Origin of the sequence: Flavobacterium sp. XS2P24 (genome assembly GCF_030010285.1) — a bacterium.
GTDB classification, from domain to species: domain Bacteria; phylum Bacteroidota; class Bacteroidia; order Flavobacteriales; family Flavobacteriaceae; genus Flavobacterium; species Flavobacterium algoritolerans.
The window spans coordinates 149,596-170,793 of sequence record NZ_JASCRU010000001.1; the positions used below are offsets into that span (position 1 = coordinate 149,596).

18 protein-coding genes are annotated in these 21,198 nt (G+C 34.8%); 9 read left to right on the forward strand and 9 right to left on the reverse strand.

From position 1 onward, the window contains the following. Positions 1-18 precede the first annotated feature (18 nt). From QLS31_RS00645 to QLS31_RS00675, 7 genes are all read left to right on the forward strand, one after another. Positions 19-1,167, forward strand: coding sequence for a DNA polymerase III subunit delta' (locus QLS31_RS00645; RefSeq protein ID WP_099713928.1), 1,149 nt, complete (start codon positions 19-21; stop codon positions 1,165-1,167). Between the two features lie 4 nt (positions 1,168-1,171). Further along, positions 1,172-1,555 (forward strand): DoxX family membrane protein, encoded by a 384-nt coding sequence (locus QLS31_RS00650; RefSeq protein ID WP_099713929.1) that lies wholly within the window; start codon positions 1,172-1,174, stop codon positions 1,553-1,555. A 48-nt stretch (positions 1,556-1,603) separates the two neighbouring features. Beyond that, a complete protein-coding gene (locus QLS31_RS00655; RefSeq protein WP_099713930.1) occupies positions 1,604-2,113 on the forward strand; it encodes an acyl-CoA thioesterase in 510 nt (169 codons plus the stop codon). A gap of 199 nt (positions 2,114-2,312) precedes the next feature. After that, the gene (gene recA, locus QLS31_RS00660) at positions 2,313-3,320 is read left to right on the forward strand and encodes a recombinase RecA (protein ID WP_099716226.1); all 1,008 of its coding nucleotides are present in this window, start codon (positions 2,313-2,315) and stop codon (positions 3,318-3,320) included. A gap of 134 nt (positions 3,321-3,454) precedes the next feature. Next, positions 3,455-3,865 carry a lipoprotein gene (locus tag QLS31_RS00665; RefSeq protein WP_282741784.1) on the forward strand — a complete coding sequence of 137 codons (411 nt, stop codon included), beginning with the start codon at positions 3,455-3,457 and terminating at the stop codon, positions 3,863-3,865. A gap of 18 nt (positions 3,866-3,883) precedes the next feature. Further along, on the forward strand, positions 3,884-4,426 hold the full coding sequence (locus QLS31_RS00670; RefSeq protein ID WP_099716227.1) for a sigma-70 family RNA polymerase sigma factor: 543 nt from the start codon (positions 3,884-3,886) through the stop codon (positions 4,424-4,426). Continuing rightward, complete coding sequence (locus tag QLS31_RS00675; RefSeq protein ID WP_282741786.1) at positions 4,423-5,868, forward strand: hypothetical protein; 1,446 nt, start codon at positions 4,423-4,425, stop codon at positions 5,866-5,868. The genes QLS31_RS00670 and QLS31_RS00675 overlap by 4 nt, the downstream gene beginning before the upstream one ends. Here QLS31_RS00675 and QLS31_RS00680 read toward each other — a convergent pair. After that, entirely contained in the window at positions 5,852-6,613 is a 762-nt protein-coding gene (locus QLS31_RS00680; protein WP_282741788.1) for a lysophospholipid acyltransferase family protein, read from the reverse strand. The two genes, QLS31_RS00675 and QLS31_RS00680, sit on opposite strands and share 17 nt — an antisense overlap. Before the next feature lie 137 nt (positions 6,614-6,750). Between QLS31_RS00680 and trpS the strand changes: the two genes are divergently transcribed. Beyond that, on the forward strand, positions 6,751-7,728 hold the full coding sequence (trpS, locus tag QLS31_RS00685; protein WP_282741790.1) for a tryptophan--tRNA ligase: 978 nt from the start codon (positions 6,751-6,753) through the stop codon (positions 7,726-7,728). Between the two features lie 99 nt (positions 7,729-7,827). On the opposite strand, the gene dprA is transcribed toward trpS, so the two are convergent. Beyond that, positions 7,828-8,928: a DNA-processing protein DprA gene (dprA, locus tag QLS31_RS00690; RefSeq protein WP_282741792.1), complete on the reverse strand. Its 1,101-nt coding sequence runs from the start codon at positions 8,926-8,928 to the stop codon at positions 7,828-7,830. A gap of 199 nt (positions 8,929-9,127) precedes the next feature. On the opposite strand from dprA, the gene QLS31_RS00695 reads away from it, so the two are divergent. Further along, complete coding sequence (locus QLS31_RS00695; RefSeq protein ID WP_282741794.1) at positions 9,128-10,075, forward strand: SPOR domain-containing protein; 948 nt, start codon at positions 9,128-9,130, stop codon at positions 10,073-10,075. Between the two features lie 124 nt (positions 10,076-10,199). Here the strand turns inward: QLS31_RS00695 and QLS31_RS00700 are convergent, their stop codons facing one another. The 7 genes from QLS31_RS00700 to QLS31_RS00730 form a co-directional block, all read right to left on the reverse strand. Beyond that, on the reverse strand, positions 10,200-11,066 hold the full coding sequence (locus QLS31_RS00700) for a bacteriophage abortive infection AbiH family protein (protein WP_282741796.1): 867 nt from the start codon (positions 11,064-11,066) through the stop codon (positions 10,200-10,202). An 18-nt stretch (positions 11,067-11,084) separates the two neighbouring features. Continuing rightward, positions 11,085-13,352, reverse strand: coding sequence for a helix-turn-helix domain-containing protein (locus QLS31_RS00705; RefSeq protein ID WP_282741798.1), 2,268 nt, complete (start codon positions 13,350-13,352; stop codon positions 11,085-11,087). A gap of 168 nt (positions 13,353-13,520) precedes the next feature. Further along, the gene (locus QLS31_RS00710) at positions 13,521-14,132 is read right to left on the reverse strand and encodes an OmpH family outer membrane protein (protein ID WP_233206852.1); all 612 of its coding nucleotides are present in this window, start codon (positions 14,130-14,132) and stop codon (positions 13,521-13,523) included. A 244-nt stretch (positions 14,133-14,376) separates the two neighbouring features. Then, the gene (locus QLS31_RS00715) at positions 14,377-15,225 is read right to left on the reverse strand and encodes a class I SAM-dependent methyltransferase (protein ID WP_282741800.1); all 849 of its coding nucleotides are present in this window, start codon (positions 15,223-15,225) and stop codon (positions 14,377-14,379) included. Positions 15,226-15,444: 219 nt separating this feature from the next. Further along, positions 15,445-17,316 (reverse strand): tRNA uridine-5-carboxymethylaminomethyl(34) synthesis enzyme MnmG, encoded by a 1,872-nt coding sequence (gene mnmG, locus QLS31_RS00720; protein WP_282741802.1) that lies wholly within the window; start codon positions 17,314-17,316, stop codon positions 15,445-15,447. A 142-nt stretch (positions 17,317-17,458) separates the two neighbouring features. Then, positions 17,459-17,878: an rRNA maturation RNase YbeY gene (gene ybeY, locus QLS31_RS00725; protein WP_282741803.1), complete on the reverse strand. Its 420-nt coding sequence runs from the start codon at positions 17,876-17,878 to the stop codon at positions 17,459-17,461. Then, positions 17,875-21,177: a hypothetical protein gene (locus QLS31_RS00730; protein ID WP_282741805.1), complete on the reverse strand. Its 3,303-nt coding sequence runs from the start codon at positions 21,175-21,177 to the stop codon at positions 17,875-17,877. The genes ybeY and QLS31_RS00730 overlap by 4 nt, the downstream gene beginning before the upstream one ends. Positions 21,178-21,198: the final 21 nt, after the last annotated feature.

The following is a 21,198-nucleotide window of genomic DNA, read 5'->3' on the forward strand; positions in this document are numbered from 1 at the left end:
TTCTTCTATCTTTGCTTTATGCAATTTTCAGAAATTTTAGGACAAGAACACATTAAAAGTCATTTGACAAGAAGTGCTGATTTGGGAAGAATTCCACATGCGCAACTGTTTGTTGGCCCTGAAGGAAGTGGTACTTTACCTATGGCAATTGCTTATGCACAATACATTATTTGCAGCAATCAAAACGCCGAAAACTCGGGTTCAAACGAAGCCTGCAATATCAAATTCCAGAAAACTTCGCATCCCGATTTGCATTTTATTTACCCAACAGTAAGTACCGAAGATGTAAAAACCAAACCAAAAAGTATTGATTTTATCACGGAATGGAGAGCGTTTTTGACTCAAAATCCGTACGGAAGTTTGTTTGACTGGTATTTAACTCTTGGCGTTAAGAACAAACAAGGAGAAATTAGGGTTGATGATGCCCAGGAAATCTTAAAATCTCTCGCATTAAAATCTTATGAAGGCGGTTACAAAGTCATGATTATTTGGATGGCTGATAAATTGAATATTGCCGCTTCCAATAAACTATTGAAATTACTCGAAGAACCTACGGATAGAACCGTTTTTATCCTGATTTCAGAAAACGAAGAAGATATAATCCAAACCATTCGTTCCCGATGTCAAGTCCTACATTTTAACGGATTAAACGAAACCGTAATTGCTGAAGCTTTAGTTTCAAGAGAAAATACAGAGCCTAAAGAAGCTTTAAAAATAGCACATCAAGCACAAGGAAATTATAACAAAGCATTGCAATTATTACAACCGGACAGCGAATCGGTTTTTTTTGAAAAGTGGTTTGTTGATTGGGTTCGTGCTGCTTTTAGAGCCAAAGGAAATGCAGCTGCCATTCAGGATTTGATTCAATGGAGCGAGCAAATTGCCAGTTTAGGAAGAGAAACCCAAAAGAAGTTTTTACATTTTTGTATCGATATGTTCCGTCAGGCTTTGTTGCTCAATTACCAAACGGAAAGCTTGGTTTATATGGAGCCGAAAGTGGAAAAATTCAAACTGGAGAATTTTGCCCCTTTTGTAAATGGCAACAACATAAATGATATTTTCAAAGAACTTTCGGATGCCATGTATCACATTGAGCGCAACGGAAATGCTAAAATTATTTTAACCGATTTATCTATAAAACTCACCCGTTTAATTCACAAAAAATAAAAAAATGAACAACATTACTTCGATTTTAATTTTAATTTTTCTGGCCATTACTTTCCTGCAATCCGGTTACGATAAACTGTTTTATTGGAAAGATAATGTAGACTGGTTGAAAGGTCATTTTTCTAAAACACCGCTAAAAAACCATGTGCCGTTAGCATTGCTTAACATTTTAATATTAGAATTAATCTCTGGTATTTTGTGCGTAGTGGGTTGCATTGAATTATTCGTAAATAATGGCAGAATATTCGGTTTTTATGGAGCAGTTTTCTCTTGTATCACTTTATTGATGTTGCTTTTCGGACAGCGATTGGCGAAGGATTACGATGGTGCCAGAACAATTGTTATCTATTTCATACCAGCTATATTGGCGGTTTATTGGTTAAACTAAAACCCAATTATTATTTAAAAACAACGATTCCCTTTTTATATAAAAAACATGACTCCAAAACATCCTTCAGAATCCCTGACTATATTAACTGATTTGGTTTTACCAAGTGAGACCAACCCTTTGAATAATCTTTTTGGTGGTGAATTATTGGCCCGAATGGATCGTGCAGCCAGTATATCCGCAGGAAGACATTCTAGAAGAATTGGCGTGACCGCATCAGTAAATCACGTAGCTTTCAATAAAGCTATCCCTCTTGGAAGCGTGGTTATTATAGAGGCCAAAGTTTCCCGATCATTTAGAAGTTCAATGGAAATATATATTGACGTTTGGGTTGAAGACAGACAATCAGGAAACCGTACCAAAGCCAATGAGGCAATTTATACTTTTGTAGCGGTTGATGATACTGGAAGACCGGTAGAAGTACCTCAATTAATTCCAGAAACAGAACTGGAAAAACAACGTTTTGATGCCGCATTGAGACGCAAACAACTCAGTTTAGTTTTAGCAGGAAAATTAAATCCTCATGAAGCTACTGAATTGAAGGCATTGTTTCAGTAACACGTATAAGCAACTTATTTTTTATTGAAATTTAGATTTAAAATATTCTTGAAAGAGAAAATTTACATTAAAAAAAGAAGTATTTTTACGAAAATAAATCTTTGCATATAAATGAAATTTTCAGGATAATTAGTCATTCTGTCAGTTTCTTAGAGTTATAAAATAATACAAATAGATGAAAGAAAAGGTAAAAGAGAAGATGAGTACAGAGAAAGAATCCAAATTAAAAGCGCTACAACTTACGCTTGACAAACTAGACAAAACGTACGGAAAAGGAACGGTGATGAAAATGGGGGATAAAGCCATTGAAGAAGTGGAAACAATCTCATCAGGATCTTTAGGAATTGATTTAGCGTTAGGCGTTGGCGGGTATCCAAGAGGTAGAATTATTGAAATATACGGTCCGGAATCTTCTGGAAAAACAACCTTAACACTTCATGCTATTGCCGAAGCTCAAAAAGCGGGTGGAATTGCTGCTTTTATTGATGCGGAACACGCTTTCGACAGAAATTATGCAGAGAAGTTAGGTGTAGATATCGAAAACTTAATCATCTCGCAACCAGACAACGGAGAACAAGCTTTAGAAATTGCTGAAAACTTAATTCGTTCAGGAGCGATTGACATTGTAGTAATTGACTCGGTTGCCGCTTTGACTCCAAAAAGTGAAATTGAAGGAGAAATGGGAGATTCTAAAATGGGTCTTCACGCTCGTTTGATGTCTCAAGCATTGCGTAAATTAACAGGAACCATCAGCAAAACAAATTGTACTGTTTTCTTTATTAACCAATTAAGAGAGAAAATCGGTGTAATGTTTGGAAATCCAGAAACAACAACTGGAGGAAATGCCTTGAAATTTTACGCTTCGGTTCGTTTAGACATTCGTCGTTCCACACAAATTAAAGATGGTGATAACGTCCTTGGAAACAGAACCAAAGTAAAAGTGGTGAAAAACAAAGTTGCTCCGCCTTTTAAAATTGCTGAATTTGACATCATGTATGGTGAAGGAATTTCAAAAACAGGAGAAATTTTAGATCTTGCAGTAGAATTTGAAATCATCAAAAAAGCGGGATCTTGGTTCAGTTATGGTGAAACCAAATTAGGACAAGGCCGTGATGCTGTTAAGTCTTTAATAAAAGACAATCCGGAATTAGCGGATGAACTTGAAGAAAAAATTAAAGCCAGAATAAAAGAACTAGCTGAAGCATAAAAAACTAAAAACCCGAGAATATCGGGTTTTTTTAATTTACAACGCAACCTTTTTAAAAAATTTCATCTATTAAGAAAACCGTCAATAAAAACTTTTAAACTGACGGAATAGTATTAACTTTTAAATTAGTAAAGATGAAAAAAATTGTTTTACTCACCCTGTTTTTATTGACCCTGACGGGCTGTAGTATTGACGATGATCAACCCAATTACAGCTATGAAGTACTTCCGGTAGACAGTTACACAGTGCCTCAATCTTTCACCTTAGGGCAAACCTATGAGATAAAATTGAAGTACAAAAAACCTTCTGATTGCCATTCTTTTCAAGGAATCTATTACGATAAAAATTTGAACGTAAGAACAATTGGTATACAAACCTCTGTTCTTGAAACTACAAATTGCACACCTTTAACTTCGGAGCCCATTGAGGTTTCTTTCAATTTTTATGTAACCAATACCGGTTCCTATATTTTTAAGTTTTACAAAGGTGAGGACGCCAATGGTCAAAATATATTTGAAGAGGTTGAAATTCCAGTGACTAATTAATTAATGTCCTTAAAAACTGTGGTATTAGATCAAATAATTAATCAATGTAAAAAAAACTGCCCCAAGGCACAAGAGCAATTGTACCAATTGTTTTCTAAAAAATTCTTTGGGGTGTGTTTAAAATACTCCACTGATTATGCAGATGCCGAAGACAATCTACAGGATGGGTTTTTGATCATTTTTGATAAAATTGAGCAGTATAATTTTAAAGGTTCTTTTGAAGGATGGGCAAAGAGAATATTAATTAACAATGCCCTTCAGAAATTCAGAGGCGTTAGATATATGGAAGTTATAAACGACAATATTCCTGAGGAAGAAGTCGAAATTGAAGACGAAAATATTTCTATCGAGTATCTAATGCAAATCATTCAAGAGTTACCAGACCAGTATAGATTAGTTTTTAGTCTCTATGTACTTGATGGATATTCTCATAAAGAAGTTTCCGAGATGCTTAAAATCAGTACCGGGACCACAAAATCAAATCTGGCGCGAGCAAGAGGGATTTTGAAAGAAAAAATTGATCATCATACAAAAACTAAAATAAATTCATTGGCAAAATGAACGATAAAAAAAATATAGACCGATTGTTTCAAGAGCGATTCAAAGATTTTGAATCAGAGCCCAGTAAACAAGTTTGGATAAATATCCAGGCCTCTTTAAAAGAAAAAGAGGAGGACCGAAAAGTAATTCCTTTTTGGATGAAATCTTCTGGGATAGCCGCCGCTTTCCTTTTAGGTTTTTTTGCATTGAACACCATTGTAAACAATAAATTTGAAATAAAAAATGGTGTCGTTATAGACACAAAAGTTTTAAAAAATTCGTTTGAAGGAAAGGATTCTACTCTTGAAAAAACAAAAAGAGCGCGTAATCCTTTAGAAGTGAAAACAATTCCTCAGGTCGTAGTTAACAAAATTAAAACAGGAAAAACAGATGAAAAAGAAATTATATCTTCTGATAGATTTAAAATCAATTCGAACAAAGAGAAGAATCAAAACGGTTCTGTTGTTTATTTCCAAAAAAATAATTCACCGCTAAAACAAACATCAGCAAATAATGACAACCAAAACGCTACGGTTGTTACTGCTGAAAAAAACAATACAAAAAACTATAATCCGTTTGAAAACATTCAACAAAATCAAACACTGGAAAAAAGCAACTTAAAAGAGAATGAAAACGCTAAAATTGCAGCAATAGACACTAAAAAAGAGCCCGAAAATAGTGCTGAAAAACCAAACGAATTAGAAGAAATCCTTAAAAAGAAAAAAGGAGAAGAAAAAGAGGCTGTGGCTCTCAATCAAAAAAACAAGTGGCAAATTACGCCAAATATCGCGGCTGTATATCTGAATTCGAATTCAGGCGGTTCAGCCATTGACCCACAATTTTCAGAAAATCAAAAAACGGCCAATAACACCTTAAGTTTTGGTATTGGGGTAAATTATGCTGTTTCTAAAAAAATAGCCTTACGAAGCGGAATTAACAAGCTCTCGTTAGGATACAACACGAATAACGTAGTTTACTCAACCGGTTTGGCAAACAATAATCTGGCAAATATCAATTATTCTTCAAATGCATTAATTGAGATTAAAAATCAATCTGCTTTGAACGGCTTAATCACTTTCGAAAAAGACCTACAAAAAACCAATACAGGCGCCATCAATCAAAAAATGGGCTATTACGAAGTCCCTTTGGAGGTTTCCTATGCTGTTTTGGATAAAAAATTCGGAATTAACGTTATTGGAGGTGTAAGTACTTTGTTTCTAAGCCAAAATAAAATATCGTTAGTTTCATCTGAAACCAATGTGAAATTAGGCGAAGCAAAAAACTTGAATCAAGTCCATTTCAGTACTAATGTAGGTTTAGGATTTAAGTACCAGATTATAAAATCATTCCAAATTAATGTGGAACCAATGGTAAAATATCAATTGAATACATTTTCAAACAACTCGGGCGACTTTAAACCGTTATTTATCGGATTGTATTCTGGTATTAGCTATAGCTTTTAATTGGATCTGAGTCGAAAGCTACTAGTTGATTGTATATTATTTCGCGTACTTCTTCACGAATTTCTTTTCGATCAACGCCGGTTTTTCCTAAAGTTTCTATGTGTGAATGCATTTTTACACGCATAATTCCTGGACTTCCGCTGAAAAAAGTATACGAAAATCTCTTCTTGTTATCAGCAAAAGTAATGGGAACAATAGGAATTTCGTGTTCTATCGCCAATCGGAAAGCACCGTCTTTGAAAGTATCCAACAAAATCGATTCATCATCTGGAACGCCGCCTTCAGGAAAAATACAAATACTCAATCCTTGATTGATTCTTTTTTGAGCGCGATTAAAGACTTCCATTCTGCTTTTTGAAGAACTTCTGTCTACCAAAATACAGGTTCTTTTATAGAAAAATCCAAACAAAGGAATTTTTGAAAGCTCTTTTTTACCCACAAAAACAAACGGATTTCTAGTCAGAGCTAGCATCAGCATAATATCGGCCATGGAAGTATGATTGGCAACTATCATATAACTTTTTTGGTATTCCATTTCTTGGTTTTTATCTATTTTATAATAAAAACCCATTCCGAAAAGAATAAATTTTGCCCAAATACGAGCCATCTTAAAAAAATAAGGATAGCCTCTTTCTGTCAAAATAGACAATACCAGAAAAGGAAACATCACCAATATGGGAATGGCCATCAAAATATAAAACCATACGCGCCACAAAACCCAAAAAACAATTTTTAATCCTCTCATAAGTTCAAAAGTAAGAAATCGTAGGCGAATAATAATAAAAGAATTTGCTTTGGAAAGCTAAGTATTAGAAAAACTTTACAATCGTTGCAAACTTTGCGAAAATCTTTGCGAACTTTGCGGTTAAGAAAAAAGAAATAATGGCAAAAATACTTACAGGCGTTCAAAGTACAGGAACACCACATTTAGGAAACTTACTTGGCGCAATCATTCCCGCAATAGCATTATCAAATAAACCTGAAAACGAATCCTTTCTTTTCATTGCCGATTTACATTCGATAACACAAATAAAAAACGGCGAAACCCTACGAACCAATACCTACAGTACCGCTGCAGCTTGGTTGGCGTGTGGTTTGAATGTAGATAAAGTAGTTTTCTACAGACAATCTGATGTTCCTCAAACAGCGGAATTATCTTGGTATTTGAGTTGTTTTTTCCCTTTTCAACGCTTGACATTAGCGCATTCTTTCAAAGACAAAGCCGACAGACTGGAAGATGTAAACGCTGGTTTGTTTTCGTATCCAATGCTGATGGCTGCCGATATTTTATTATACGATGCAGAGTTTGTTCCCGTAGGAAAAGACCAATTGCAACACCTTGAAATCACTCGTGATGTAGCGTCACGTTTCAACCACCAAATGGGCGAAACATTTGTTCTTCCTGAAGCTAAAATTCAGGAGGACAGCATGCTTATTCCAGGAACCAATGGCGGAAAGATGAGTAAATCAGCCAATAATATTATCAACATATTCCTGGATGATAAGTCCTTACGCAAACAAGTGATGAGCATTGAAACCGACAGCACACCGCTGGAAGATCCTAAAAATCCAGATACGTGCAATGCTTTTGCTATATATTCTTTATTGGCAAATGAAGAACAAATCGCAGCGATGAAAGCCAATTACCTTGGCGGAAATTACGGTTACGGTCACGCCAAACAAGCGTTATTTGAATTGATTACAGAAACTTTCAAAACCGAGAGAGAAAAATACAATTACTACATCAATAATCTTAATGAAGTAGATGAACTTTTAAAGATTGGCGCTCAAAAAGCAGCTGCTGTTGCGAATGGAGTTCTGGCAAGAGTGAGAGAAAAATTAGGATTTGAGGTTAATTAAAACCTTGATTTTAATTCTTAAGTTTATAAAATGATTAACCGTAGATTCGCAGATTATTTAAAATCTGTAAATCTGCGGTTTTTTCTTTTGATTTAATTGCTAAATCGCCTCAAACAATTTCCCCGGCAAAGGCCGAATAACACCTTTCAGTTCCATATTCAACAGCATTCCAGAGATTTTATAAATAGGAAAATCACAGCGCAAAGCAATAATATCCATCAGTTCTTTTCCTGTTTTTAAAAGGTAATCGTATACTTTTTGCTCCTCATCATCTAAGCTTACAAACAATTGTTTTTGTACGGGTTTTGTTTCTTTCTGGATATCCCAATTCAGGATATAAATCAAATCCGCGGCACTCGTCAAGACATTTGCTTTTTGGGTTTTTATCAAGTTGTTGCAACCCTGGCTGTACTTATCCGTAACACGTCCCGGAACCGCAAAAACATCACGGTTGTAATCATTCGCCATATTTGCCGTAATCAATGAACCACCTCTATCAGCTGATTCAATTACGATGGTCGCTTCAGACATTCCTGCGACGATTCTGTTTCTTCGAACGAAATTTTCTTTATCGGGATTCGAAGAACTCCAAAACTCAGTCATGAAACCACCGTTTTGTTCTACTTTTGACACATATTTTTTATGGGTTTTCGGGTAAATTTGGTTTAAACCGTGCGCTACTACTCCTATTGTTTGTAAATTATGTTCCATTGCCAGTTGATGCGCCACAATATCGACTCCATACGCAAAACCACTGACGATTATAGGATCTAGCGGAGCCAAATCTTCAATCAATTTTCTGCAAAATTCAGTTCCGTACGAGGTAATTTGACGCGTTCCTACAATGCTGATTATTTTTCTGTTTTTTAAATTGATATTTCCAGAGGTGAATAATAAAAGTGGTCCGTCAATACAATGTTTCAACCGTTCCGGATAATCCTCGTCCTGAAAATAAACAGCATTGATTTCATTCGCTTTTATAAACTCCAGTTCTTGAGTTGCTTTTTCGAAAACCGATTTATCCTTTAAATTTTTCAGCAAAACAGAGCCTACTCCATCAATAGCAGCAAGTTGCGAAGCCTTTGTATTAAAAACCGCTTCTGCAGCTCCAAAATGGGTAAGCAGTTTTTTGGCCATTATGTCGCCCACGCCCTCTATTCTTTGCAATGCCAATAAATAAAATAAATCCTGCTCTTTCATATGTAGATAATACTTGTTTTTTATTGGAATATGGAATACGCCAATTTAAAGAAATCTTTATTTATGTTTGTATAACGATTAAACATGGCTATTTCATGTTAATTATTTGAGAGTGAAATGTATAAATTTTTATGCGGATTGTTAATAAAAATTGTGAATAAAATTTTGATAACTATTTTGGTTGTATAACTTTGTAAGTATGAAAATCGAACTATACATCGCGCAGCTTTTATACCGTTATCAATGTGTTACCGTTCCTGGTTTCGGAGCTTTTTTGACCGAAATTCAATCGGCTAAACTAAACGAAAGTACAAATTCATTTTCTCCACCCAAAAAAATGATTGCTTTCAATGCTAATCTAAAAAACAATGATGGTTTATTGGCCTGTCATATCGCTTTAGCAGAGAAAACGTCTTATGAGTATGCGGTAAGCGCAATTCAATATGAGGTTTTTAATTGGAAAAAAGCATTAGAAGAAAATCAACTTTTTTCTATAAAAAATGTAGGTGACCTTCGTTTGAACGCGGATCACAATATCGTTTTCACACCTTATGATCAAACGAATTATTTAACCAGTTCTTTTGGATTGGCTCCTTTTGTTTCTCCACTTGTAAAAAGAGCAATCTTTGAAAAAGAAGTAGAAGCAATCGAAGAAAAAGCAACCATCACAATGGTTCCTGAACAAACCAGAACAGCAAATCCATATTTGAAATACGCTGCTATTTTTGTGTTAGGATTAGGACTTGCAGGAAGCGTTGGTTATCCAATGTATCAAAACCAAATCGCCTCAGAGACGATTCTTGTTGAAACTGCCGTTCAAAAACAAGTTCAAAATAAAATTCAGCAAGCCACTTTCTTCATTGAAAGTCCGGTTCCTGCTGTTACACTCTCCGTAAAATCGACTGCCGAAATAAAAATGCCGTATCACATTATGGCTGGAGTCTACAGAGAAGAAAAAAATGCAGACAAAACGTTGCGAATTTTAAATCGTTTAGGATATGATGCCAAACGAATCGCTCCTAATAAAAATGGTTATTTTCCAGTTTTATATGGCAGTTACGCCACATTTGCTGAAGCAGAAAAAGCAAAAAAAGAAATTAATGAAAAGCACAACCCAGAGGCTTGGATATTGATTCAATCACTATAAAAACAAAAACCCTATTCTTACCGAATAGGGTTTTTTATTTTTAGCGCTTTATTGCTTTAATTCAAACTCGCTTTGTACATTTTTACTTTTGCGTAAATATTTCTATGCTACCAGCAGAATGAAATTAATCTAATCTAAACAATTTAATGTCTTTTTTATTAATCCCAATTTTCTGTAGTTTTTGCAAATGCTCCTTTTCTTCTTTGTCTTCATGATAACTCACTTCCCATTTCGCACTGTTTGTGTGAATGAGAATTTCTTCAAAATACGGAATGTCTATTTCCTTTAAAGAATGTCCTAAAACAATTATTTTTTTTACAGTATTAAAACGCTCAAAATGATGTTTATTTTCTTTAATAATATCTCCAACGGGTTTGTAAAAAGCATGAAATGGTTGTTTTGCTGCAGATTCAGAATCTGAAAATAGTGTTCTATTGCTATCCCCATTTTCATCAATTTCTGAATCCTCCTCTAGAACCTTATTATGTCCAAAAACTATTTGTTTATTCTCAATATCACCATGAATATGTACTATTTTATCTTGCTGGATTTGGTATGTTTTTTCTAAAAGCAATGTATAGTTAAAGTTTATAAAAAAAGAATTTTCTTCTATATTCAATTTCTTTTCAACCGATTCAATATCAATATTTTCAATCCAGCTTTCAAAAGCGCCCCTGATGGATTCAATTAATTTTTGGGATTGCTCATTTATATCATCTTCAAGACCATACGTTAAACTGGGTTTAAAATTTTCATCATAAATTTGAACATTACAATTATCATCATAAAAAGACTGAAATTCAAAAGTTTTTAAGTCCTCTTCAAAACTTGACCAAAGTTTATCAACGTCCTCAATAAAGGAAAAATATTTTTCTAAATCATCTACTAATTCTTTTTGATTTTGAAGTATGTATTTATGAAAAAACTGATAACCTGTAGATAAACCATGATGCATGTCAAATCCGTTACCAATAACATATAATGCTTTCATATTTAGAAATTTAGTACTTTAATTCAAACTTGCTTTATACATCCTCGCTTCTTCCCAAGAGAATTTATGACCGTGTTTTTCCATCATGGTATTCAGTGATTCTTCTTTGTATCCGGCAAAAGCAGCTGCCAAATCCTGCATTTTATCCTCCGGTAAAACTTCCGAAATGGATACTGCTTTGGTTTGTATCAACTTCACAAAATGCGAGTAAATCGTTTGTTTCGTCAACACCCTGATTGTCGCAATATCTTCAATTGATTTCTTTTCTACCCATAATTCATAGGTTTCCTGAACCGTTGATTTTTTAGGCGCTACTGTTTTTGATTTTTTCGAAGTATAACGTTCCACGTCTTTTTCGTCTTCAATCAGCGTGATATTCACTTCCTTGAATTGATTTTGTATGGCTTCCGTTTTTCGGCTGATGTATTTTTTTATTTCTGAGGAGGTCAATTTCTCTTTCGAAATGGTTTCTCCTGCAACAACGGTTTCTATCAATAATTTGGCCTTCATTAAGCGCAAAACGGCCTTGGTTTGCAATTCTTCCAGCACGATTAATTCATCGTAAAACGCCTTTACTTTTTTGATGCGTTTTACTTCTTCTATTTTCCAAAGGATTTCAAAAACCAATTCGTCCATTGGTTTTAGGAAATAACTGAAAGCGGCTTGAATGCGTTCCGAAACATGATTCATATCGACTGTTTCCTGACCAAAAAGTTTATTCAATTGCGATATGAATTTTTTGGATGGATCCAAAAGCTGTTCGATGACTTCCGTTTGTTTTTTGGCCCAAACCGCATGTTTGGATTTCTCTGAAATTTCAGATTTTTCGTTGTAACTGAATTTATGATTGCGCCATTCTTGTGCCAAATCACTCCAATCGAACGTGTTTATCAGATAGTTATGGATGAAATTTTTAGTTTCAAAATGCAACGCATTCTCTAAAAATGAATCCGAAGCTTTGTTTAACGAATAATCCATCACATCCTGATCGTTTGAAATACCGTTCATACGCAGCGGAGAAAGCAAAATAAGCCCTTCTAACGAGCGTAAACGTGATAATGCGACATAAGCTTGTCCGGGAAGAAAAACTTGCGAAACATCAAGCGCAGCTTTATCAAATGTCAATCCCTGGCTTTTATGAACCGTAATTGCCCACGCTAATTTGATAGGATAATGCACAAAAGTCCCTAAAACCTCTTCTTCAATTTCTTTGGTGGTTTCGTCTACTTTATAGCGGATGTTTTGCCACTCGTATTTTTCGACCTCTATGGTTTTGTTTTCTTCCGGAAAATGAACCAGAATTTCCTGACTAGAAAGCGATTTGATAATGCCCATCTTTCCGTTGAAATAATGCTTATCAAATGATAAATCGTTTTTTACAAACATGATTTGCGCGCCTACTTTCAACTGCAATTGTTGTTCCACGGGAAATATCTTATCTGGAAAATCTCCTGTTATTTCAGGTTTATAAACCACTAACTTTCCTTCCAGATCTTCCAAAGCCTGCGCATTCATAGAATCGGCTTTGTTGTTGTGCGTGGTTAACGTGATGTATCCTTTGTTTGCTTTTAAATCAAAATCAGGTTTTACATATTGATTTAAAGTTTGAATGTCTTGCTGGGAAATTTGGTTGTTGCGCAGATTATTCAAAACCGAAATAAACGTATCATCAGTTTGACGAAAAATCTTGGACAATTCAATGTATAAAGGCGGATGTTGCTGCACGACATGCGAATGAAAAAAGAATTTTCCTTTGTAATAGGTTTTCAGCGTACGCCATTCTTCGTCACGAATTACCGGTGGCAATTGCAATAAATCGCCAATATACAAGACCTGAACGCCACCAAAAGCACTGTTTTTTTTACGTACCGTTTGCATCATATAATCCATAGCGTCCAGTAAATCAGCACGAAGCATACTCACTTCATCAATAATCAGCAATTCCATATTGCGAATTACTGATTTTTTCAAACCGCTCATTTTGAAATGCCTGCGCAAGGTAGCTTTGGTTTCAAATTTAGTGCTTTCAGAAAATTGAGGCGATGAATTATCCGGAATAAATCCTCCAAACGGCAACTGAAACATGGAATGAATCGTTACACCACCAGCATTTAGCGCAGCAATTCCCGTTGGTGCCACAACTACAGTGTTCTTGTGTGTGGTTTGGATAATTTCCCGTAATAGGGTAGTTTTTCCCGTTCCAGCTTTCCCGGTCAGGAAAACGGATCGATGGGTTTGATTGATGAATCGTAAGGTGTAAGCAGCGGCTTCTGAAATGGTTTGCATTAGGCGTGTATATGTAAAGCTAAAGTATTGAAAATTAGGAATACTATTTTAATTTTGGAAAACATTTTAGGATTATAATTCAACTATTTTTTAGCCCCGATAGCTTCAAAAAAAATGCCTTCAATCTAAGGGTAGACGAAGGCAATTTTTTGAATTAATATAAAAAAATTATTTTTTAGCTTCTGCTTTTTCTTCTGTTTTAGCAGGAGCTTTATACTTGTCGTTCAAGGCTTTGATAATTTCTTTTGTGATATCAAATTTGTCTTCAGCGTATAGAATTGAAGCTGCGTCACCTGTACCGTAGATGTATGCATATCCTTTTTCTTTACCGTATGCTTTGATGAATTTTTTCACTCCGCTTACTAAAGAATCCATTTCTTTTCCGCTTTCTTGTTGCAATTCTTGAGACAATGCTTGTTGCGCATAACCTAATTGTTGCTCTCGTTTTTGCAATTCAGCACCTTTTTGTTGTGCCCAAGCTTGACCGTTTGCTTGTGCTTGAGATTGAAAACTTGCTGCTTCTTGCTTAAATCTTGCAATTTCAGCTTCTAATTGTCTTCCTTTTTCTTCTGCTTTTGATTTATATTTTGCTTCAAGGTCTTTTGCCTCTGTATATTCTTTCATTAATTCAGAAGTATCTACGTAAGCTGTTTTTACTTCTTTAACTTCTGCAGGTTTATTACAAGCAACAAGTGAAATTGAAAGTGCGATAATTACTAATGCTTTTTTACTCATATTTTTAATATTACTTTTTTGGTATTCTTGAATATTCGATTTCATTTCGGTTAATTTCTAATTTTAAGTATTGGTGACAAAAATATAAAAAAATAGACAGCATTGACATAAAGTTTAAAAAATGCTACATATTTATGATATAAGATTTTATTATTGCGATTAATGAACGCATAATTTATGACTATCAAAAGTGACGTTCATATCTTTTAAATAAACTAATCAGTCCAAAAATCCAATAATCACCCTCGATTTCATTAAAAAATGCGCTTAAATGCGCTTAAAATGATTTTTAGTTGTTTTTTAGGATGTAAATGTGTGAAGAATACTCAAAATTCTTCTTCGCTTCCCAATTTGATTGCAATCCGACAAAAAAGGCTTTTATATAATTCATTTTACCTGTTTTATATTTTTCCGAAAGTAAACTCACATAAAAAGAGTCGAACTTCATAGGAAGCACTTTTACCAATTTCATTTCTTCTTTTTCGAAAAGCAATTTTATTGCCGTTTTAGAAAAATGCCAAAAATGAATTGGCACATCGTAAGCAGCCCAAAACTTTCCGTAATGTTTTGCATCGAAAGATTTGAAATTTGGAACAGCAATAATTAAAGTTCCATTTGGTTTTAATAATCGTTTCAATTCTTTGATTTGGTTTTCTAAATTTGGAACGTGTTCCAAAACATGCCACATCGAAATCACATCAAAAGAATGATTGTCTAATTCGCTGATTGCCCCAACAAATGAAACGCCTTTCTTTTTTGCAATCGCTTTAGCTTTTTCGCTTGGCTCTACTCCTATCGTGTGCCAACCATTTTCTTTAGCCACAGATAAAAAATCACCTGTTCCGGCTCCAATATCTAAAATGCTTCCTTTATTAGGTTGCAATGAATTGATTAAATTCAATTTATTTTTCAGCGCAATAGTTTTTACAAAATGATATGCTTTTTCAAACAAAGACCTTTTGCTGTCAGTATGCGAAATATAATCCACACTTTCGTAATACTTTCCTAAATTTTCTAAGCTGGGTTGCGGAGACGTAATCAGCATGTCCAATTTATCATCATAATATAAATCGAAAATTTCCTGAGAAACAGAATAATCTTTAACGGTTAAAAAAGGCTGTTGGTTTGAAATGTCCATTAATTAATAGTGCTTTTATATTTTAATTTTAAACTAAACCCTGAAAACACCAACGGATGCTTTCAGGGCTGAATTATTTATTTTTGTGATTATTCAATTATAGCAAGGCTTCACAACGTAGTTTCACGTGGAACAAATTGATTTAAGAATAAAGATTAACGATTTCTGATTCCAGATTTAAATCAAAAATCGTTAATCCTATATCAACAATCTTAAATCTTATCGTCCCATATAAATCAACAACACCGAAACATCACTTGGCGACACACCACTGATTCTTGATGCTTGAGAAATGGTTACCGGACGAATCTTGCTTAATTTTTGCTTGGCTTCAATTGACATCGATTTGATTTTTTCATAGTCAAAATTCTCAGGAATCTTTACATCTTCCAATCTTGTCAATTTATCCGCATTGTTTCTTTCTTTCTCGATATAACCAGAATACTTCACTTGAATTTCGGCTTGTTCCAAAATTTCTTGGTCCAAATCGTTTTCTGCAACATAAGCTGCAACCTTTTCAAATTTCATGATGTCTTCCAAATCAATTTGCGGACGAGAGAATACTTTAAACATTTTATCTCCTTGCGTAATCAACGCCGTATCTTTTGATTCTAAAATAGGATTTGCTTCCGCAATCGAAACACTCGTTTCTTTGAAGAAAGCCACCATTTTTTCAGACTCATTTAATTTGTGTTCCATTCTACGTAAACGCGCTTCCGAAGCCAAACCAATTTCATGTGACATCGGCGTTAATCTGAAATCAGCATTATCTTGACGCAACAACGTTCTGTATTCCGCACGAGACGTAAACATTCTGTACGGCTCTTCAGTTCCTTTGGTAATCAAATCGTCAATTAAAACCCCAATGTAGGCTTCGTCTCTTTTTAAAATTAATGGTGCTTTTTCATGCACTTTTAAATGCGCATTAATTCCTGCCATTAATCCTTGAGAAGCCGCTTCTTCATATCCTGTAGTTCCGTTAATTTGTCCGGCAAAATATAAACCTTCAACAAGTTTTGTTTCCAAAGTGTGTTTCAATTGTGTCGGCGGGAAATAATCATATTCGATTGCGTAACCCGGACGAAAGAATTTCACCTTCTCAAATCCCGCAACAGAACTCAACGCTTTGAATTGAATATCCTCAGGAAGCGATGTGGAAAAACCATTTACATAAACTTCACACGTATTCCATCCTTCTGGCTCCACAAATAATTGATGTCTTTCTTTATCAGCAAAACGATTAATTTTATCTTCAATTGATGGACAATATCTTGGCCCAAGACTTTTTATTCTACCGTTAAACATCGGAGAACGATCAAAACCTTCTCTCAAAATATTGTGAACTTCAAGAGACGTATACGTCATGTGACACGATTTCTGATGAACCAACGGTGACGTTATATCCGAATAAGAAAACTTATCTGGCTTAGCATCCCCTTTTTCCTCGTTCATTTTCGAATAATCCAAAGAACGTCCATCCACTCTTGGAGGCGTTCCTGTTTTCATTCTTCCTGCTTGAAAACCGGCATTCACTAAATCTTCGGTAATTCCATAAGCAGCACTCTCGCCTGCTCTTCCTCCACCAAATTGTTTTTCACCAATATGGATCAAACCATTTAGGAAAGTTCCATTGGTCAACACAACCGATTTAGATCGAATCTCCACTCCAAGCGAAGTCCGGATTCCTTTTATTTTTCCGTTTTCAATAATCAAACCTTTCACCATTTCTTGATAAAAATCAAGATTTGGAGTTCCTTCCAACATCATCCTCCACTCCTCTGCAAAACGCATACGGTCACTTTGAACGCGCGGCGACCACATTGCAGGACCTTTGGACTTGTTCAGCATCTTGAACTGGATTGCCGTCCTGTCCGAAACAATTCCCGAGTATCCTCCAAGCGCATCAATCTCACGCACAATTTGTCCTTTGGCAATTCCACCCATCGCTGGATTACATGACATCTGGGCAATGTTCTGCAAGCTCATTGTAACCAACAAGGTTTTTGAACCCAAATTTGCGGCAGCGGCTGCAGCTTCTGAACCAGCATGCCCTGCACCCACAACGATTACATCATATTCATTTAGAAACATCTTCTTTTATAATTTAATCCTTGTTCAGGATTGTAATTTTGAAATCTATATTTTGTTCCACGTGAAACATTGCAAACCTATTTTTAAACCAACTCTAAATGTTCCACGTGAAACACTTTAGATTTAAAAAACAAAAACAGCGCTATTGTTCCACGTGAAACATAGCTATTTTTTCATCCTCTTTAGAGCGCATTAGGAGCTCTTCAGCCTCCCCTTTGTCTTTATAACCGCAGTAGTGTAAAATCCCGTGAACTAAAACGCGCTTTAACTCTTCCTCAAAAGAAACATTGAAATCAACCGCATTGTCTTTCACTCTTTCGATAGAAACAAAAATATCGCCATGCAATTCATTACCCAAAGAATAATCAAAGCTGATGATGTCCGTAAGCGTATCATGGTCAAGATACTCAACATTAATTTTGTGTAGATATTCATCATCACAAAAGATATAATTTATCTCTCCTTCTTTTTTCTTTTCCGACACAATAACATTTCCCAACCAAGCCTCAATGGCTTCTTCGTTGTCTAAATTAAAGTCGGTTTCGTAATTAAAATTGATCATTTTTTATTAAAATATTCTTGAACCTTTTGATTAAAATTCGAGCGCAAAGGTAAGGATTGTCTATTTAATATTTCTATGCTATTCAAATAATCTAATAAAGCAGCTGGCAGCGCATTAGATTGATTATTAAACTCCTTTTTATTGGTTTCAGATTGGCGCTTATTTTCCTCTCCTTGTTGTTGTATAGCAGAATTCAATTTCAATAATTCCTGTTTTACATCCAGTATCTTTTGAAGTGTCTCGTTCTTAAAACCTTTATTCAGTAATTGCTTTTCAATTTGCTTCATCTGTTCCAAAGCGCTTTGTCCATTACCCCCCAATCCTTGTTTATTCAATTCGTTTTGCAATGCTTCACGCAATTGCTTTTGCTCTTTATAAATTTCCATTATAGCTTGTGCATCGCCCTCTCCACCCTCGCCTTCTTCACCCGATTCTCCAGGTTTAGCTTGCTTGCCATTTTGTCCTTTTTGACCTTCTCCAGGTTTCTCCCCTTTTTTAATTCCATCTTTCATTTTCTCGCCAAGACCTTCTTGCTTTTTAATAATATCCGGCAATTGCATTCCTTGTCCTTGTCCTGGCTTCGGTTTCCCAGAACCCATTCCTGACATCTGCATTTGCATATTGTTAAGCATATCACTTAGAAAATCTGCAAGTTTATTAGCCGCAGAAACAGTGTACTGCTGGTGTGATAATCCTTTTGGAACTTGAGCATCGGTTAAACTGGATAAAGACTTATCTACATTGTAAACTACATTGCCAATTTCTTTGGTTATGTCTTCAGCAATTTTTGGATTACGCAACGACATTGCAAACAAACTGTCATCAACATGCTTGAACTGTTGCTTTAAATCCTGTTGGATTTTAATATTTTTATTAAAGGCCGGAGACCCTGATTTGTGCTTTTTGAACTGATTCATCAAGTCTTCTTGTGATAAAGAAAACGCTAATAAATTATCTAAAATTTGTCGCAACATTGCCACATCTTCCTGCAACTGTTCCATCTCACCTTGCTCCAAAGTTTGTGCCATTTTTTGCGCCATCTCTTTCATCTTTTTAGAAGCGCTTTTTTGATTTGGTTTGGCTTTGTCCTTTTTGTCTTTCTTCAATTCCTCAGACGCTTTCTTTAAATCTTCGTCAATGCTTTTTTCTTTAGCATCATCTTTTGGTAAATCCAAAGGTGATTTCAATTCCTTGTTTTCTTTTTCAAGATCGTTTAAATCTTCTTGGATTTTGTCAAATTCAGTATTGATATCTTCTTGCTTATCTAGTTTGTTTTCCTTTTCATCATTCGATAATTTATCTTGTTTCTCAGAAAGCTTGTCGAGTTTGTCTCCTAATTGTTCTGCTTTCTTTTCGACATAAAACCTCTTTGTCAACTCCACCAACTGTTCTAAATTCTTAGTTTGGTTTTTACTGTTTTGTTTGAATTTATCCAACTTAGACAACAACTCTTCATTCTGAATTTTATCGTTTAGTTCTTTCAATTCATCTAAAAGCTTCTGGTTTTTTTCCAATTCCTTTTCGGCTTTGTCCATTCGTTTTTGATGCTCTTCTTTCAACTCATCCTTTTTATCGGTTTTGAATTGCTCCAAATTATCGTTCATTTTTTTAGTGAATTCTTTCATCATCTCATCCTGTTTCATTTGACGTTTGATGAAATCATTTACTTTTTGCTGATCTTTGAAATCCAGATTTTCTTTTTCTTTTCCAGTTTTTTGCAACTTCTCCATTTCAGAAATTTGCTTATCTTGGTTTTTTAAAGACTTCTCTAAACTGTTAATGTTGTCACTTTGCTGCTGGAAAATTTGATCTTCCTTTTCTTCATCTGTAGAAACACGATTAGAGAAAACCGAAGACTTTGTACTTTTGAAATTATGGATGGCATCGTTATCAAAAACTTCAAAATAATAATCATAAGACACGCCTTGCTCCACCGGAAGATTGCTTGGAAACGAAAATACAAATTGGTCAAAAGCACTTTTCTTAATAGCAATTGTTCCACGTTTGGCAGTTTGTGGTTTCTCTCTTTCGTAATACACAATCTGAAGTCTAGACAAACCATTATCATCTGAGATTTGACCTAAAACATAGTTCTTAACCACCTTCAAACTGTCCGGTGCGTTGTTCACATTAATCGTTGGGAACTGATCTTTGACAATAGTAAGCTGATAATTGAGTTTTTCGTAATTTTTTACCTTCTCATTTGAAGTAAATATTTGATAATCTGTGTTTTGAACTATATTTTTAGATAAAACAAAGGTGTTTTCAGTTTTCGAAAAAGTAGCTTTTGAAATTCCATCCATCCACGCTACATTTTCTGTGGCTTGTGTGTTCATTTTCCAAGTCACACGCGTTCCTTCCGGAATGATTGCATTTCCTGTTCCTTTTATAATTTCAGCTTTTTTATTCAAATAAGAAGGAAAGTTCAACTGCATTTCAAAATTAGCAATCGATGGAACGGTAATCACTTTCAATTCATAATCTGGAGAAGAAATAGCATTTCCCTCCACGTGGAACAAAATGTTTTCTGAAGGCTTCGCCATCTTAAATTGGAATTCTCCTGCTTTAGAAGATTCCATAAAATAACTTTCATCATCAATAAAAATCATCGCATTCTCAGGAACAATTTTTCCTTCGGTTTTTATTCGAAGGATAAAATCCTTTCCTTGTTCGGTTTGTAAATTCGAATTTAAAATCACGAATTTAAAAGGAGCCGGCGGCAGAAAAGCCGAATTGAAATGTACTACTCTATTCAAACTTTGAGAAATCATGTTGCTGTTACCCGAGACATAAAAGAAAGCAAACAATAATATTGGAATTAAAGCCAAAGGAAAATACTTTCTGTTTCGGTTATAATTAATGGCATTCCCAAAAGGAATTGGTTGCAACGCATTCGCTTTTTGTTCAATCGATGCGGCCAATAATTCCGATTTATTCTGATGAATATCAGAATCCGCCAATTGCAAAAAGTTAGTCAGTTTGTCGCTCACTTCTGTAAAATGATTTCCAATAATTGCCGAAGCCTGATTGTAATCGATTCCTTTCTGAAGTTTGAATAATTTAAAAATGGGAAACAAAATAAAACGAAACAACAGATACACTTCTACTCCAACGAAAGTCCAAAATAAAATGGTTCTTCCCATTGGCTTGAGCCAAAGAAAATATTCGACAAAAAGCGTAAAAAGGAAATACAACAATCCTAAACCGATAAAGAAAATAGTTCCCCGTATCAATTGGTTCGTGTAAAACTTCCTGATGAAAGCTTCTAATTTTTGATAAATAAATTGCTGAGTTTCCAAAATTTATGCTTTGTTTTTTGT